The sequence below is a fragment of the Fulvitalea axinellae genome (genome assembly GCF_036492835.1).
GTDB lineage: Bacteria > Bacteroidota > Bacteroidia > Cytophagales > Cyclobacteriaceae > Fulvitalea > Fulvitalea axinellae.
On record NZ_AP025314.1, the window covers coordinates 2,570,802 to 2,586,560 of the forward strand.

The following is a 15,759-nucleotide window of genomic DNA, read 5'->3' on the forward strand; positions in this document are numbered from 1 at the left end:
GTTTCAAAACAGCAAAAGACAGATGCGTAGGGATACTACATTATTGGATAGAATAGATTGGGTGACCGTTTTGCTCTACCTGGCGTTGGTGCTTATCGGGTGGTCGAATATCTATTCCTCGGTTTTCGAAGATAATTCCACAGTCGCCGAGATGCTTTCTTTTTCGAGTAAAGCGGGGAAACAAATTGTTTGGATAGCTGGAGCAGTGGCCGTGATAGTCATCATAATGGTCTTGGATTTCAAGTTTTATGATACGTTCGCTTATGTGCTTTTCGGCGTTGTGATCGTTCAGTTAATCCTTGTATTGTTAATAGGCAAAGAAGTTTCCGGATCCAAGTCTTGGCTTGTGTTGGGGCCAATACGGTTGCAACCGGCGGAGTTTGCTAAATTCACAGTGGGTTTGGCTTTAGCGAAATACGTTTCCGAATCGGGTAAACGTTTTGACAGAATAAAACCGTTGGCCAGGGCTATCGGGATTATGGCGATTCCGATGGTGCTGATTATCCTACAGCGAGAAGTCGGGTCCGTTTTGGTTTTCATGGCCATCAGTATCATGTTCTTCAGGGAAGGGCTTTCGCCTGTAGTTTTTGTCATAGGCTTTACATTAGTCGCCCTGTTTATCCTGACGCTACTTTTTTCTCCACTTTATTTAATTGGTGCCGCGGCGTTGATATGCGCATTGGTGATTTTGTTAGGAAAAAAGACCAAGCAACGAATCGCCATCGTATTGGGGGCGTTGATCCTGAGTAGTGGAGTGGTGTTGAGTGTGGATTATGTCGTAAACAATGTGTTCTTACCTCACCAGCAAAGCCGTGTGAAAGCTTTCGTAAATCCCGAAGCGTATCGTTCCGGCGCCGGTTGGAACGTTATCCAGTCCAAAATCGCCATCGGTTCCGGAGGTTGGTTGGGCAAAGGTTTTCTTGGCGGAACACAGACAAAATATGACTACGTACCTGAGCAAAGTACCGACTTTATTTTCTGTATTTTGGGTGAGGAGCGAGGTTGGGTTGGTAGCGTCACGGTTATAGCTTTGTTTATCGCCTTGTTTCTTAGGATACAGTTTCTGGCCGAGCGACAAAAGTGGCAGTTTGCCCGTGTTTACGGCTACTGTGTGTTGTCGATAATGCTATTTCACTTTTTTGTGAATGTTGGAATGACTATCGGATTATTTCCCGTGATAGGTATACCCTTACCGTTCTTCAGTTACGGAGGCTCGTCACTTTGGTCGTTTACGATATTGCTTTTCATTTTGGTAAAACTGGACGCTCACCGGATGCAGGTTTTGGGGCGTTGATTTTGGTATGGATAAAGTCGAAAAATCCGTTATGGATATAAAGGAAAACGTATCGCTTAAAGACTTGAATACCTTTGGGATAAATGCCTCGGCAAAGTGTTTGGCAGAGGTTTCTTCAGGTGAAGCTTTAAGTGAACTGTTACTGTCAAACGATGAATTCCGTGAAATTCCCAAAGTGGTTTTGGGGGGTGGAAGCAATATTCTTTTGACCAAAGATGTTGACGCCTTAGTTCTTCTGAATGAGATCAAAGGGATTGAAATACAGAAAGAGGACGAGGAAATTACGGAAGTGAAAGTTGCCGGTGGAGAGGATTGGCATGGATTTGTTCTCTGGGCGGTAGAGAGAAACTTGGGTGGCGTAGAAAATATGGCGCTGATTCCAGGGAAAATCGGTACGGCTCCAATCCAAAACATTGGTGCGTACGGAGCCGAGCTTAAGGATGTGTTCGTAAGTGCGGAGGCTGTTGATTTGGCTACGGGCGAATCTCGGGTTTTCAATGCCCAAGAATGCCGTTTCGGATATCGTGACAGTATTTTTAAAAGAGAAGCCAAAGGCAAATACTTTATTGTAAGCGTTACGGTTAGGCTTAGCAAAAAGCCGAAGCTAAACGTTTCATACGGTGCGATTCGGTCTGTTTTGGAGGAGAAAGGAATCGTGGAGCCGAAGGTGAAAGATGTTTGCGAAGCGGTAATGGAAATCAGGAAAAGTAAATTGCCTGACCCTGCCAAGATCGGAAACGGCGGAAGTTTCTTCAAAAATCCGTCGGTGACAAAAGAGGTGTTCGACAAGCTTTCCGAATCATTTCCTGAAAGGCCATTTTATAAAAATTCGGACGGAACATTCAAGATTCCGGCAGGGTGGATGATCGAAATGTGTGGATGGAAAGGAAAGCGTGACGGTGACGCCGGGGTTCATGATAAGCAAGCTTTAGTACTTGTAAATCACGGTAACGCTTCCGGAAAGAACATTCTGGATTTGTCTAGAAAAATTCAGGATTCTGTTTTTGAGAAATTCGGAATACGGATCGAACCCGAAGTGAACGTTTGGTGAAAACGGAATGAACACAAAAAAGCCCGCCAGACATTGATCTTGCGGGCTTTTTTGTGGAAATGAATCCGGTCAGATCGCTAGTTTGGAGATCCAACTGTTAATGTCAAGGTTACCGAAATTTCCCGAACTCATAAACACCACGTCCGTGTTTTCTTTTTCTTGCTCAATCAAAAAACGATTCAGATCATCGGCGTTATAGAAAACGCGGATATTGCTGTTAGCGAAGGCCACTCTGATTTCTTGTTCGCTGAACGCCTTATTGCCTTTCAATTCCACGACTTCTTTATCAAGAAAAACCACTGCGATATCTGCTGGGTCGAGGCTGTTTCGGTATTCTTTTACAAAAGATTCCTGAAGGCTGCTGAAGGTATGGAGTTCAAGAATAGCGAGCAGATTCCTTTCGGGCCTTAGGCTTTTGAGAGCGGACACAGATGCTTTTACTTTGGACGGTGCATGTGCGAAATCCCTGTAAAACGATTGCGTGTCGTTTTCTGCCAAAAGTTCTAATCTGCGTTGCGCTGGGCGAAAACTTCTGATCGCTTCATAAAAATCCAGATCCACGATGCAGAGTTGCTTACATATTTCCTTGGCGGCGCAAAGATTGCTCATATTGTGCGCGCCGAAAAACTGGACTTCGATCTCGCCAAAGTCAGTTACAAGAAAAGCCTTTCCGTCACGGATGCGGTGGGGGTGGGTTCCGTATGCGATAGACGCTACGTCGTCCCTGTTCTTCTCACCGATCGTTTTTGTGTGATCGTCCTCTCTATTATATATAAGAGTGCCGGCTTTTGGCGTTTGGTCAGCGAAATCCTCAAACTGCTTTAGGTAATTCTCGAATTCAGGGAAAACATTGGCGTGATCCCAAGCAATTCCGCTAATTACCCCGATATGATGGTGATAACGCAAAAATTTAGAAACCGGATCGACCGCCGAACTCAAGTATTCGTCACCTTCGATCACAATTACGGCAGCGTCGCTTAGGCGTACCATAATGTCAAAATCCGGCACTTGGGCGCCTACAAAGTAATCGAACTCCTTTTTTACGTGTTGCAAAACGTGCATCACCATCGACGTGATGGTGGTTTTGCCGTGGCTTCCGCCGATTACGATTCGTTGCTTGTTCTTCGAAGCTTCGTAAACGTATTCGGGCATTGACATTATTTTGATGCCAAGCTCACGGGCTTTTTCCAATTCTGGATTTCCCTCTTTGGCGTGCATGCCCAGAATCACCAAATCCGTGTCTTCGCTAATACGCGAAGGATCCCAGCCTTCCGTTTCGGGAAGGATGCCGGCCTCGGCCAATCTTGTTCTTGAGGGTTCATATATTTTATCGTCGGAACCAGTAATATTGAATCCGTTTTTCTGCAACGCCAAAGCCAAATTGTGCATGGCGCTGCCTCCGATGGCAATCATGTGTATGTTGTGATACGACTTCTCTGGCATATCCTTTATTTTTAACTTAGGAATGTATTCAAAAATATGATTTTTTTTAAAAACAGAAGACCCTTTCCCGATTTAAGAAACGGAAAAGATTTGTAGATGCTCCATATATTTTTAGTGTTTCAAGTGTTTGGCGAGGTGGTTTTCGAACCACTGAAATTGCCCTGAAAATGGCTCTGAATAAAGGGTGGGAACTTCCTTTAATTCGAGATTTCTTTCGTAAATTGCAAAGCTCAACCAAAACCTGCTTTGAAATCGTGTCTGGAAATATCCGGAAGGCCGATTTCGGTCCGAAAAATGTGCGGTAAGCGGGTTAGGTAATGTCCTTTACTGCGGGATTGGCATTTGTCCAAAGCCGATGGGGGACAAGACAGCGGGAATGATCCCGGATAACAGATGTTTCTCGATATTCTGAAACATTCACTGTGTACAAGTAAAAAAATCGATGGAAGACAATACGATTCAGACGGTGACAAGCAAACCCTTTACAGGGGGCAGGAGCAATGAGCTTCCGGGGGTTCCGGGCAAAATGCCACCCCAAGCGCTTGAACTTGAAGAGGTGGTGCTGGGAGCGTTGATGCTGGAAAAAGAGGCTTTGACGTCTGTAGTCGATATACTGAGGCCCGAGAGTTTTTATAAAGACAGCCATCAGGAAATATACAGGGCGGTGTTGGAACTCTTTAACGAGGCCGAACCCGTCGATATCTTGACAGTTACCGAAAAGCTTCGCAAACGTGGTAAGCTTGAGGCTGTTGGCGGTGCGTTTTTCGTGTCCCAATTGACTAGTAGGGTTAGTTCTGCCGCCAATATTGAATTTCACGCCAGGATCGTTTCCGAACAATCCATCAAGAGGGAACTGATACACGTCGCTACACAAATCCAAAACGAGGCGTACGAAGAGACAACGGACGTATTCTCGTTATTGGACAACACGGAACGCGCTCTTTTTGAAGTGACAAACACGAATATCCGAAAGAACGTGTCGGATATGCGCTCGATTATGGGCCAGGCGATTGCCGAATTGGAAGCCAAAAAGAAACTTAAAGATGGTCTGACCGGTGTGCCTAGTGGATTGGCTGCGCTTGACAAAGTGACGGCCGGTTGGCAACCTTCCGATTTGGTTATTATTGCGGCGAGACCTGCGATGGGTAAAACCGCTTTTGTTCTTTCCGTGTTGAGAAACGCAGCGGTTGACTTCAATATTCCGGTTTCGATCTTCTCTTTGGAGATGTCAAACGTCCAGTTGGTTAACCGTCTTATTTCTGCGGAAGCCGAACTGGAATCGGAAAAACTCAAGAAAGGTAACCTCGCCGACTACGAATGGGAGCAATTAGTCCATAAAACATCGAAGCTGACAGAAGCCCCAATTTTTATTGACGATACTCCGGCGCTTTCAATTTTGGAACTTAGGGCGAAGTGTCGAAGGCTTAAGGCGCAACATGATATCCAGCTGATTATCATTGACTACCTTCAGCTTATGACTGGTGACGCCGGAAAGCTATCTGGAGGGCAAGGTAACCGTGAACAGGAAATCGCCTCTATATCCAGGGCTTTGAAAGGACTTGCCAAGGAACTCAACGTTCCGGTGATTGCGCTTTCGCAGCTTAGCCGTGCGGTGGAAACCCGTGGCGGAGACAAACGACCACAGCTTTCCGATTTGCGTGAATCTGGATCGATAGAACAGGACGCCGATATGGTAATGTTCCTTTACCGCCCGGAATATTACGGAATTACTGAAGATGATTTCGGCCCGACGAGCGGAATGGGTGAGGTGATTATCGCCAAGCACAGGAACGGTTCGTTGGAGAATGTCAAACTTAGGTTTGTTGGTAAATACACTAGATTCGAGGATCTGGAGAAAGGCAAAAGTGAAAATGAGCCGAGATCTTTGGGGCAGGGAAAAAGCGGAGGCTTTGAGGAGAAAGGCGTAGTGATGTTGCCGAGTAGGGCAAATGAAACTATAGAATCTTCAAGAGATGACCTTCCTGATGATTTCAAACCTGAAGAGTCTCCATTCTAATAATCGCTTTGATTGATTATCAAAAAGAAAATCCCTTATCGCAAAATGGCGATAAGGGATTTTCTTTTAATATAGAGCTCCTTCTTCTTAATAAAGTACTCGAAGTCGAATCGATCCCTCGATATTTTTCAGATCTTCAATAACCTCGTTTCCATAGGCCTTGTCTACGGAAGTGATCATATAACCGATCTTCTCGTTTGTCTTGAGGTACTGACCCAAAACGTTGATCTTGTGTTTGGCGAAAATCTGGTTTACTTCGGCAAGCATACCCGGTACATTCTCGTGAATATGTACGAGGCGGTGAGCGTTACTGATTTTCGGCAATTGAATCTCAGGCAAGCTGACGTTATTGGCAGTAGAACCGGTTTGCATATATTCGATAATCTTGTTCGGAACAAAATTAGCGATATTGATCTGAGCCTCCAATGTACTACCACCGATGTGCGAAGTCAGAATAGTGTTTGGAAGGCTTGAAAGCAGACTTTCAAAAGGTTCCTGATTAGTCTTAGGCTCAGTAGGGAAGACGTCAACCGCACAGCCTCTTACCTTTCCGGATTTTACGTTTTCAGACAAAGCGTCAATGTCCACAACATGTCCACGGCTAAGGTTTACGAAAATAACGCCGTCCTTCATTTTGTCAAAATGCTCGGCACGGATCAGGTTTTTGTTACTGGCACGACCGTCTACGTGCAGTGAGATCACGTCGCTAATAGCGAGAAGCTCGTTTAATGACGTACACTTAACCGCATTTCCGAGAGCGAGTTTTTCGAGTACATCATAATAATAAACCTGCATGCCCAAGCCTTCTGCTAGGATAGAAAGCTGTGACCCTATGCTGCCATAGCCAATAATACCCAGTTTCTTTCCGCGGACTTCGTAGCTGTTTTTTGCTGATTTGTTCCAAATTCCTGATTTCATTTTGAAAATGGAATCGGGCAGGTTCCTCATCAATAAAATGATCTCGGCAATCGCAAGTTCCACAACCGAACGAGTGTTGCTGTATGGAGCGTTGAAGACCGCAATTCCGAGCTCTTGGCAAGCGGGAACATTGATCTGGTTAGTGCCTATACAGAAAGCACCGATAGCCAGAAGTTTGTCCGCGTTTTCGAGCACTTTTTTGGTTACCATGGTCTTAGACCTGATACCCAACACATGTACACCCTTGATTTTTTCACTGAGTTCAGTTTCGTCAAGCGCGCCTGCAAGCAACTCAACCTCGTAACCAGCGTCACGGAAAAGCTCAACGGCGATAGGGTTGACGTTTTCGAGTAAAAGAACTTTCAGGCCTTTGGATGTGTTCTTGCTGTCCGGAATAAGTTCTAGGACTTCCTCGAAACTTTTGACTACGTGGTCAGCCAAGTTGTTGACTTTCTCACGCGAAACGTTTTCCGTAAAAGCGAAGAACAGATCGGCAAGGCCCGCTTGGCGAATTTCATAATCGGTAAATCCGTCACCTACTACATATCGCTTTCCGGGCAAGTTCATGCGTTCGACAACCTTGATTTTACCGGCATCTTTTGCGAGCGGATTGCTTGGGTCTAAGCCAATGGCATTTCCTTCGTAGTCGAAAACAAATGTGTTGGCGTAGACACGTTCCGAAGGAATTCCGAAAGACTCAACCACCGGGCAAATAAATTCTTTAAACCCACTGGAAACAATATATATCTGACCGGAATGCTTTTCGATAAACTCTTTGGATCGAAGAAAAGAATCGCTGATTTCCTGTTTCAAGATTTCGGTAAGCTCCTCGATTTCCTCTTTACGAGGACTCAAGAGCTGAAGGCGGGTTCTGATGGAGTCTTCGAATGAAATACTTCCGTCCATTCCCCGGGAGGTAAGGGCGATAATTTCATTTTCTAGAGTTTCAGGGTCCGGATGGCGTTTGCCAACAATCTGGGCCAAAATGTCCAGTGACTCACCTTTAACGAAGGTGCTGTCGAAATCGATAATTAAAAACTGATTGGCATCCATTGAGTATTGCGAAGCGTTTAATGAATATGTTCAAAAATAGCGAATTTTATATCAATGAAACGAAAGGTTTGCCATATTTTGAATCAAATAATGTTTTCTTAGCTGTGTTTAAGTTTGTTTAGATACTTGCTGAGGAATTCCGAATCCGAAAAATTGTTTTTTCGGGAAATTCCAAAACGTAAAAGGACAAGGTCCATCGAATTGATGATATAGATACGTTGTCCTTGGAAGCCTTTGCAATAAAGTAAATCTTCAGGGACGCCGGGAAGGCTCTGTTTTCCATTGACAGATGCGTTAAGCCAAAAGTGAGCTCCGTATTCTCCCGTTGCGCAGGCAGGTGTCGGTTTTCGAGTGTAATCTACCCAGCTGGAGTCTAAAATTCTTTTGTCATTATATACCCCTCCATTAGCATACATTAACCCAAATTTAGCCCAATCGCGTGGGGTAGCCCAAGCGTATGATGAGCCTACGAAAGTGCCTGAATTGTCGGTTTCGAAGAAAAATGAATCCATTTCGAGTTGAGATGAAAAGTGTTCGTAAGGGAAACGTAAGTACTCGTTTTCGTTAGCGAAGAAACGCTTAAGTAGGTAACTAAGTATATTAGAGCTCCCTGAAGAATAGTTCCAATAGCTTCCGGCTTTTCTTGAGGATTTTTGTCTTAAAGCGTAGGAAGCCATGTCGTTTTTTAAGTACAACATCCTACTTACTTCAGATACTCTGTCGTATTTTTCTCGCCATTTCAGCCCGTCCGACATTTCTAAAAGATGAGCCCAAGTAATATTTTTTCTTTCGTCTTTTAACCATTCCGAAGGCCGGACAGGTTTGTGTATGTCAAAACCAAATCGTTTGGAAGCAATGCCGACCAGAGCATTCATGACACTTTTCGTTACAGACCATCCGGGCAATCTAGTATTAGAATCGATACCTATAGCATATTTCTCGAAGATTAATTCTCCCTGTTTGAAAGCCAAAACGGCAAAATCTTCAGCCTTTGTTTCTTTGTTCTTATGGGGAGAGGGGAGGGGAGGTAGCGAGTGTGCGACTGGGGATGAGATGAATTTCCCTCCAGTTTCGGGAGTGAATTGAACACTTCGGCTAACCTTGAAGAAAGACCCGCTAACGGATTTGTTCTGACCATCAGTTTGGATTTTGACGAGATTTACAGGGAAAAAGGACAACTCTTGGCCTCTGATATTGGCAATAGGGCGCTGGGATATGAAAAGAGCGCCATTCGTCAGTTTGGCGCTGAAGCCACTAATGATCCGTAGCATCGAACGAAAGTAGGAGCCTATAATGATAAAAAATAGAAGAGTGAAAGGTATCCAGATGATATAAGCGGGCATAAGTTTGTCTTTTCTGACGTAGAAGCAAAAAAGATGCTGCAGGCAATCTGTTTAACATAATAACCTTATTGAATTCGAATAGACCTTGTATAAACTCTCAATGCAAAAGGCGTGAATTCATGGCATTCTATTTAACATAATGTATTGTTATTGATTAATAAAAGTTTGTTTATTCATTAAAATAGTTGTATTAGAGGCTATATTATAAACTAGGAAGAAAGAATATATTTTTAGAAATCGTAATATTTACTTTTTATATAACCCTGTTATAGTAGCTTTCGCTAAAATATGATCGCTTATCAAACGCTTAAATTCCGAAGCATCAACGGGCCTATAATCTGGTAAGAGAGAATCAAGCGCATAAACCGTAAAAATGTATCGATGGGTTTTTCCTTTTGGGGGACATGGTCCAGAATAACCTTTCACACTAAAATCATTCTGTCCTTGATTGAATTCTCCTTTTGGTGATATTCCGGGTTTGATCCCTGAAGGTAATGCCCCAGATTTCGGTTCGATATTATAAATGATCCAATGACAGAAGCTACCATTGGGCGCATCGGGGTCCTCTACAAGAACAGCGATGCTCAAGGTAGTCGGAGGTAGGTTTTTCCATATTATAGTAGGGGAAATGTCCGCTCCATCACATGTGTATTTTTTTGCCATTTCACTTTCATTCACAAGATCAGGGCTTGAAACATGAAATTGAGCAAAAACGCTAGCTATAGAAACAAAGAAGAATAGGGTTATTAAAGACAGTTTCTTTTTCATTGTTCAATACTTTATCTCAAGACAACTCGAAAAAACAATGAGATGTTAGTTTGGACTTTAACGAATCCCTAAAACCAGAACTGTTTTTCTATTTATTCTTATCTTGATAAGCATTTAGTTTTTTGATAAGGGAAATTGTTTGAAGAGAATAAGAGTATGAGAGCTAATATATTTTTAGTTTTTTGGCTAATTGTATGCCAATATTTCCCAGCAATAGCAGGAGGAGGTCTTCGGAATTTTGTCAATTTAGGCGTGAAAGAAGGCTTGTCTCAGAGCTCTGTGACTTGTATTTCCCAAGATTCAAGAGGCTATATTTGGGTGGGAACACAGAAAGGCCTAAATCGATATGACGGTTATTCATTCGAAACGTTTTATGCTAATGAGCTAAAAGAAAATAGCCTTCCCAATAATCATATATTGGACATTGCTTGCGAACCTAATGGCGATATTTGGATATCAACGGGAAGAGGTCTGTGTAAATATTCTTATAAATCGGGGGCCTTTCAATCTGTCCCTGTGATCATATCCGGTAAAAATGAGAGTGTAAAGGAAATATTTGTTAGCAGTACAGGCGAATTAATTCTATTAGCGGGAGGGAATCTACTTAAAAGAAAAGAAGCTGGTTTTCACATTATAAATAGAAAAGAAACACACCCTATTGAACGGGTAGCGGATGGGGGTGACGGAAGTCTATGGGCGTATTCAAATAACCGGATTTTCCAACTGGATTCAAAAGGAAGCGTTACTAGGAAAATCTTAAGCTCCAAAATTTCTGGCCGAATAAACGATATGTTGATGGATAGCCGTAACAATTTGTGGCTAGCTGGAAATTCAGGGTTATTTGTTTTAAGAAACGAAAATCAAACATTTGATTGGTATCGCCATGATGAGTCAGACTCCTCAAGTATTTCAAATAACACAGTCCGCAAAATCACTGAAGATAACGAAGGAAGGCTCTGGGTCGGTACATTTTTAGGTCTCAATGTTACGGAAGGTAACGGCGTCTTTACCCGTCATTATCGATCAGAAAGACCCGGTGGTTTATCACATGGATCAATTCATGCCTTATTTACCGATAAAATGGGCGCTGTATGGGCCGGCACATATTTCGGAGGGTTATCAATCCATCATCCTTTAAATGATCGTTACAGTCATTTCACAACTTCAGGAAGCGGACTAAGCTTTCCAGTTGTCGGTGAAATCATTGAGGATGTCGATTCACAAACCTTGTGGATTGGGACCGAAGGGGGAGGAGTAAACAGAGCTAAATGGAGGAGAGGAGATATTCTTGATTTTGAATCAAATAAAACGATTGATACAAAAAGAGGATTAAGGAATAATAATGTCAAAGCATTAGAAAAAGATAGTCTTGGCAGGATCTGGATAGGTACATTCATGGGAGGAACACATATCTATTCCCCAAAAACAGATAGGTTAACCCTTCTCCCTCTTTCATATAAAAATCGTGATGCAACAGATATAGTTAACGGAGGGGAATACATGTATCTAAGCTCGCCAAATGGTGTATGGAGATACCGGATTTCTGAAAACTCTAAACTCCTTGGGGAGCAAATCCTTAAACATGCCTTTTCCACAAGTTTAATGTTTGATAAAACGAGAAAAAAACTATGGATAGGGACAAATGGAGGGCTTTATAGTCTTTTGCCCGATACTCAACAAACACCTGAAAGAGCCCTATTCCCAAATTCCGATTTGAGCAATAATGCTATAAACTGTATAACTCAAGGGGTTAAAGACAATACCATTTGGATTGGGACAAAAAAAGGGCTCAACAAGCTCGATTTAAAAAAAGGAAAGTTTGAATGGATAGGAAAAACATCGAAATATAAGGAAATAGACGTTTTTTCCGTAAAACAGAATGTCGATTCCATTTTATGGATATTAACAGATAAATTCCTATTACGATATAATACGTATGAAAAGAGTTTTGAAGAATATTCCTCACTAAATGGGGCACCATTATTAGAACCTATTGAAAACGCATTATTCATTACTAGGAACGAAACCGTAATGATCGGGACTAGGAATGGATTGGTTTCTTTTTCAGGAAAATCCTTTCAGAAAAACTCTTACCAAGCCCCTCTTCATTTAAAAACAATAAAGGTAAATGAGGTACCAATAAGTGAAGGTGACACAATTCCAGGAACAAAGACTCAATGGCACCCCAAAAACTTAATTGAACTTAATTACCCATATAACAATATCTCGTTCGGGTTTACATGCTTGAATTACTTTAGACCAAATAATAACCAATTCGAGTATATGTTGGAGGGCTACGATTCCAAATGGCAAAAGGCTAATGTTACAAGAGTTGCGTCTTATTCTCAATTATCTGCAGGGGAATATGTCTTTAAAGTCAAAGCTTGGAATAATGACGGTTTGCCAGCCAAAAACGAAATTTCCATACCAATTGAAGTTTATCCCCCTTTTTACCTAAGTAGATGGGCTTATGCCTTTTACATCTTAATCGTTATTATAATCACTGGGCTTTTTATAAGAAACAGGTTAGGTATTATAAAGATTAAGCATCGCCTTCAGTTAGAAACTATTGAGAAGGAGAAATCGGAGGAATTACACCAAGCCAAACTACGATTCTTCACGAATATCTCCCATGAGTTTCGGACTCCATTAACAATGATTTCGGGTTTATTGGATGAATTGTCCCAAAAAGAAAAAGGTAACAGAACACTTGAAGGCGCATTACGGAATACACGTCGACTGCGGATTTTAGTTGACGAGTTGATGGATTTCAGAAGAATGGAATCAGGAGTGGAAGAGCCGGAATTGGCGAATATAGATTTTGTTGAATTTGTAAAGCGCATAAAGACATTTTTCGAAAGTTATTTCTCAATAAAAGGAGTGGGGCTAGTTTTGGAAACGAACATGGAAAAAGCAGAAGTGGCTGTAGATGTTCGGATGATGGAAAAAGCATTTTTCAACCTCATTGGAAACGCTTTAAAATATTCGAACCCTGGTCAACATGTCCGAATTCGATTGAATGAGGATAATAGAAAACTAATCGCAAAGATAAGTGATAGTGGGAAGGGGATGGATAAAACGGAAAGCCATCGAATCTTCGAGCGTTTTTATAAAGGCGATTCCGGGGGATCAGGAATAGGTTTGGCTTTAACCCAAAAAATCATACAAGCGCACAACGGCCATATTGCCGTCACCTCAGAAGTAGGATTAGGAACTGAATTTACTCTCATAATTCCTATGAAAACCGTAAAAGGGGAAAAAGTCACAATAGAACCAACTTCAGAATATGAAGCAGAAACAGAATTCATTGAACCTATTTCAAACGAAAAAGATGAAAGCGCTCCAATTGTCTTAATTGTTGATGATAACCCCGAAATTTTAGAGTTAGTAGGAGGGGTGCTCGACTCGGTAGCAGTGGTTCTTAAAGCTCATAATGCCGAAATGGCGCTTGAAATTGCTTTTGAAAAAATACCTGAATGTATTATTTGTGATGTGATGATGCCCGGAATGTCCGGAACAGAATTTTGCTCAAAAATTAAAAACGATATTCGAACAGATCACATACCTGTTCTTATGCTTACCGCAAAAACATCGGAAGAAAGCAGATATGAAAACCTCAGTGCCGGTGCGGACGACTTTGTCGCAAAACCTTTCGATTCATCTTTATTGAGACTGAAAGTGAGAAATATCCTTAATACAAGAAAGAAATCTTGGATTAAAATGCGAGAAAGCATAAAAGGAGACGCTCCTGAACCTATAAAGCAAACTCCGCAGAATGCGCTTATGAGTCAATTACTTAATATGATAGAATCGCAAATTGACGGAAAAATCAATGTAGATAATTTAGCCAAAGAGATAGGGGTCAGCCGAGCGGTATTTTATCGGAAATTAAAGTCGATCACTGGAAAAACTCCCAACGCATTAATTATGGAAGTACGGATGAGAAAAGCGGCGGACATGATTACCTCACACCCCGAAATGGAGCTTAAAGAAATCGCTTGGCAAGTAGGGGTGAAAACTCCAAAATATTTCCGGAAATGCTTCACGGATCAATACGGAGTTACCCCGTCAGAGTATAGGGAGAATTTGGTGTCAAACCCTACCAAAAATGAGATCGCAAGAGATTAGTAAATAGGACCCACCGCCTTATTAAACCTTAATTTATTTATAAAAAAAACTCGTCTGTGCTTTTTCCCTTCGGTCTTCAGTTCATTTACTGTTTCATGCACGCCAAAAACATAAGCGTATTTTCCGGCAAACTCATAAATACCAAAACGTCTGTTCCGCATTTCTTTCTCCGTTTTAACTACAGAATTCCGGTTGGTTCGAAGAGTAATACGATCTTTCTTTTTGTAAAGGCTTCCCCGTGATGTTACCGTAACGATTTTGCCAAGTTCTAAAGCTAATATGCTTATCGTCGAATCAGCTTGAACAGTTGATCTTGCTGATATCTGTTCTGGAATATATGATGACGTATATTTATCGTATTCCAAAGAGGTGTCCCAAAGTGTTTTTCCTGTCGCCAAATCCACCTGTGCCAATAGTGTATGAACATACTGCAATTTATATTGAGCAGGACTGCCTTGATAAACGGACGACGAATTTTTTACTGAATAATAACCGTCGGCCGATAAGGTAATTTGACCGTTTCCGATCATTGGCTTATGAAATAAATAGTTTCGCCCATATCTCAACGGTTTTCCGTTTTGAGCTTTTGACATTACTTTTGCTTTATTCTTCCATCGCTTTTTTTCAGGCATATAAGAAAAATAGTTGTCGAGAAGGGCATAGGGATAAAAAAAGGACATTTCCTGTCCGCCTGGCAGTATTTTGGTCATGAAAAACCCATGGCTTTCTAGTTTTGAATAACCGTGACTGTAGGTCCCGGTAAAAACCATTGCGGTATCGAGTTCGATACTTCTTACATCCATCAAATTAAACTCCCCCCGGTCAGAAATCTTGTGTGTTTTAAGTACCTTTCCCGTTTCCGAGAATTTTTTATAAATATGTTTCCCATTTGCGCCTATCTCATTCAGAATAACTGAAAAAGTGTTTTCTGAATCATCCACTTGAATTCTTTCCAATTCCGTTTTCCGAAGATTTAACCCTTGGGCAGTGACCAGTTTTTTTGTACTTAGATCTAACAACGTCACATTCGGTAGGTAATTGATTTTTCCGCCCATTAACAAATGGTTTCCCACAAACTCAAAATGAGTGAAGTCGATTAAAAACGGTAACTTAAATTTAATATCACTAGATATCCTTCTCCTCCTATCAATTGATGTCAAAAGGTATTCGTCTTTACGGCTTTCGTCAATCAACAATAACCTGAGCAAACCTTTGTGTACATCATGGGCAATCAACTTAAATTCCGAATCAAATTCTACTCTAAGTGGTGGAGATGGGGTCAACTCTGTGTCTAGCCAAGTTATCCTCCAACGATTGTCATAGACCCGAGCATCTTTTGTTTCCTGAAAGAATACAAAAAAACCATTATTGTCATCTGGATGAATAATTACGTCCTCCTCTTCCAGCATAAACAGTTCCTGTTCATAATGCTCTAATTGGCTAATGGATAAAGACTGGGCAAAGGTATTCCCTGGACGGAATAAAGAATACACCAGAAGAATAAATACGATCGCTTTCAAATGTGGATTCCATGAAATGATATTAAGGCTAAGCATAACGAGGCGATTACGGTAATGGTTTGCGGTAGTGATCTTTTAAAGTAAAAAATACGCTTTTTTTTATATAATTCAATACGTCTAAAACCGCTTCTGACTTTGCGTCTAAAAAAAATATTTGCTGGCGTCTTTTCCGGTGAGGAATGGATATCTTTGGGCTAGACAATTTCACAGCTACCAAGTCGCCT

The 15,759-nt window shown here is 41.7% G+C and carries 9 protein-coding genes; 4 read left to right on the forward strand and 5 right to left on the reverse strand.

Annotated features, from left to right (window positions below; translation table 11 throughout):
- Positions 1 to 22 precede the first annotated feature (22 nt).
- Together rodA and murB are read left to right on the forward strand one after the other, a co-directional pair.
- On the forward strand, positions 23 to 1,294 hold the full coding sequence (gene rodA, locus AABK39_RS09875; RefSeq protein ID WP_338391173.1) for a rod shape-determining protein RodA: 1,272 nt from the start codon (positions 23 to 25) through the stop codon (positions 1,292 to 1,294).
- Positions 1,295 to 1,325: 31 nt separating this feature from the next.
- Complete coding sequence (gene murB, locus AABK39_RS09880; RefSeq protein ID WP_338391174.1) at positions 1,326 to 2,345, forward strand: UDP-N-acetylmuramate dehydrogenase; 1,020 nt, start codon at positions 1,326 to 1,328, stop codon at positions 2,343 to 2,345.
- A gap of 69 nt (positions 2,346 to 2,414) precedes the next feature.
- On the opposite strand, the gene AABK39_RS09885 is transcribed toward murB, so the two are convergent.
- Positions 2,415 to 3,788 (reverse strand): UDP-N-acetylmuramate--L-alanine ligase, encoded by a 1,374-nt coding sequence (locus AABK39_RS09885; protein ID WP_338391175.1) that lies wholly within the window; start codon positions 3,786 to 3,788, stop codon positions 2,415 to 2,417.
- 442 nt (positions 3,789 to 4,230) lie between these two features.
- Here AABK39_RS09885 and dnaB point away from each other — a divergent pair, with 442 nt between their 5' ends.
- Complete coding sequence (gene dnaB, locus AABK39_RS09890; protein ID WP_338391176.1) at positions 4,231 to 5,805, forward strand: replicative DNA helicase; 1,575 nt, start codon at positions 4,231 to 4,233, stop codon at positions 5,803 to 5,805.
- A gap of 87 nt (positions 5,806 to 5,892) precedes the next feature.
- On the opposite strand, the gene serA is transcribed toward dnaB, so the two are convergent.
- The 3 genes from serA to AABK39_RS09905 form a co-directional block, all read right to left on the reverse strand.
- Positions 5,893 to 7,776, reverse strand: coding sequence for a phosphoglycerate dehydrogenase (gene serA / locus AABK39_RS09895; RefSeq protein WP_338391177.1), 1,884 nt, complete (start codon positions 7,774 to 7,776; stop codon positions 5,893 to 5,895).
- Positions 7,777 to 7,874: 98 nt separating this feature from the next.
- Complete coding sequence (locus AABK39_RS09900) at positions 7,875 to 9,119, reverse strand: serine hydrolase domain-containing protein (protein WP_338391178.1); 1,245 nt, start codon at positions 9,117 to 9,119, stop codon at positions 7,875 to 7,877.
- Positions 9,120 to 9,365: 246 nt separating this feature from the next.
- Positions 9,366 to 9,887, reverse strand: coding sequence for a YbhB/YbcL family Raf kinase inhibitor-like protein (locus tag AABK39_RS09905; RefSeq protein WP_338391179.1), 522 nt, complete (start codon positions 9,885 to 9,887; stop codon positions 9,366 to 9,368).
- Between the two features lie 156 nt (positions 9,888 to 10,043).
- Between AABK39_RS09905 and AABK39_RS09910 the strand changes: the two genes are divergently transcribed.
- Entirely contained in the window at positions 10,044 to 14,015 is a 3,972-nt protein-coding gene (locus AABK39_RS09910) for a two-component regulator propeller domain-containing protein (RefSeq protein ID WP_338391180.1), read from the forward strand.
- Here the strand turns inward: AABK39_RS09910 and AABK39_RS09915 are convergent.
- On the reverse strand, positions 14,012 to 15,571 hold the full coding sequence (locus AABK39_RS09915; protein WP_338391181.1) for a hypothetical protein: 1,560 nt from the start codon (positions 15,569 to 15,571) through the stop codon (positions 14,012 to 14,014). The genes AABK39_RS09910 and AABK39_RS09915 overlap by 4 nt on opposite strands.
- Positions 15,572 to 15,759 lie beyond the last annotated feature (188 nt).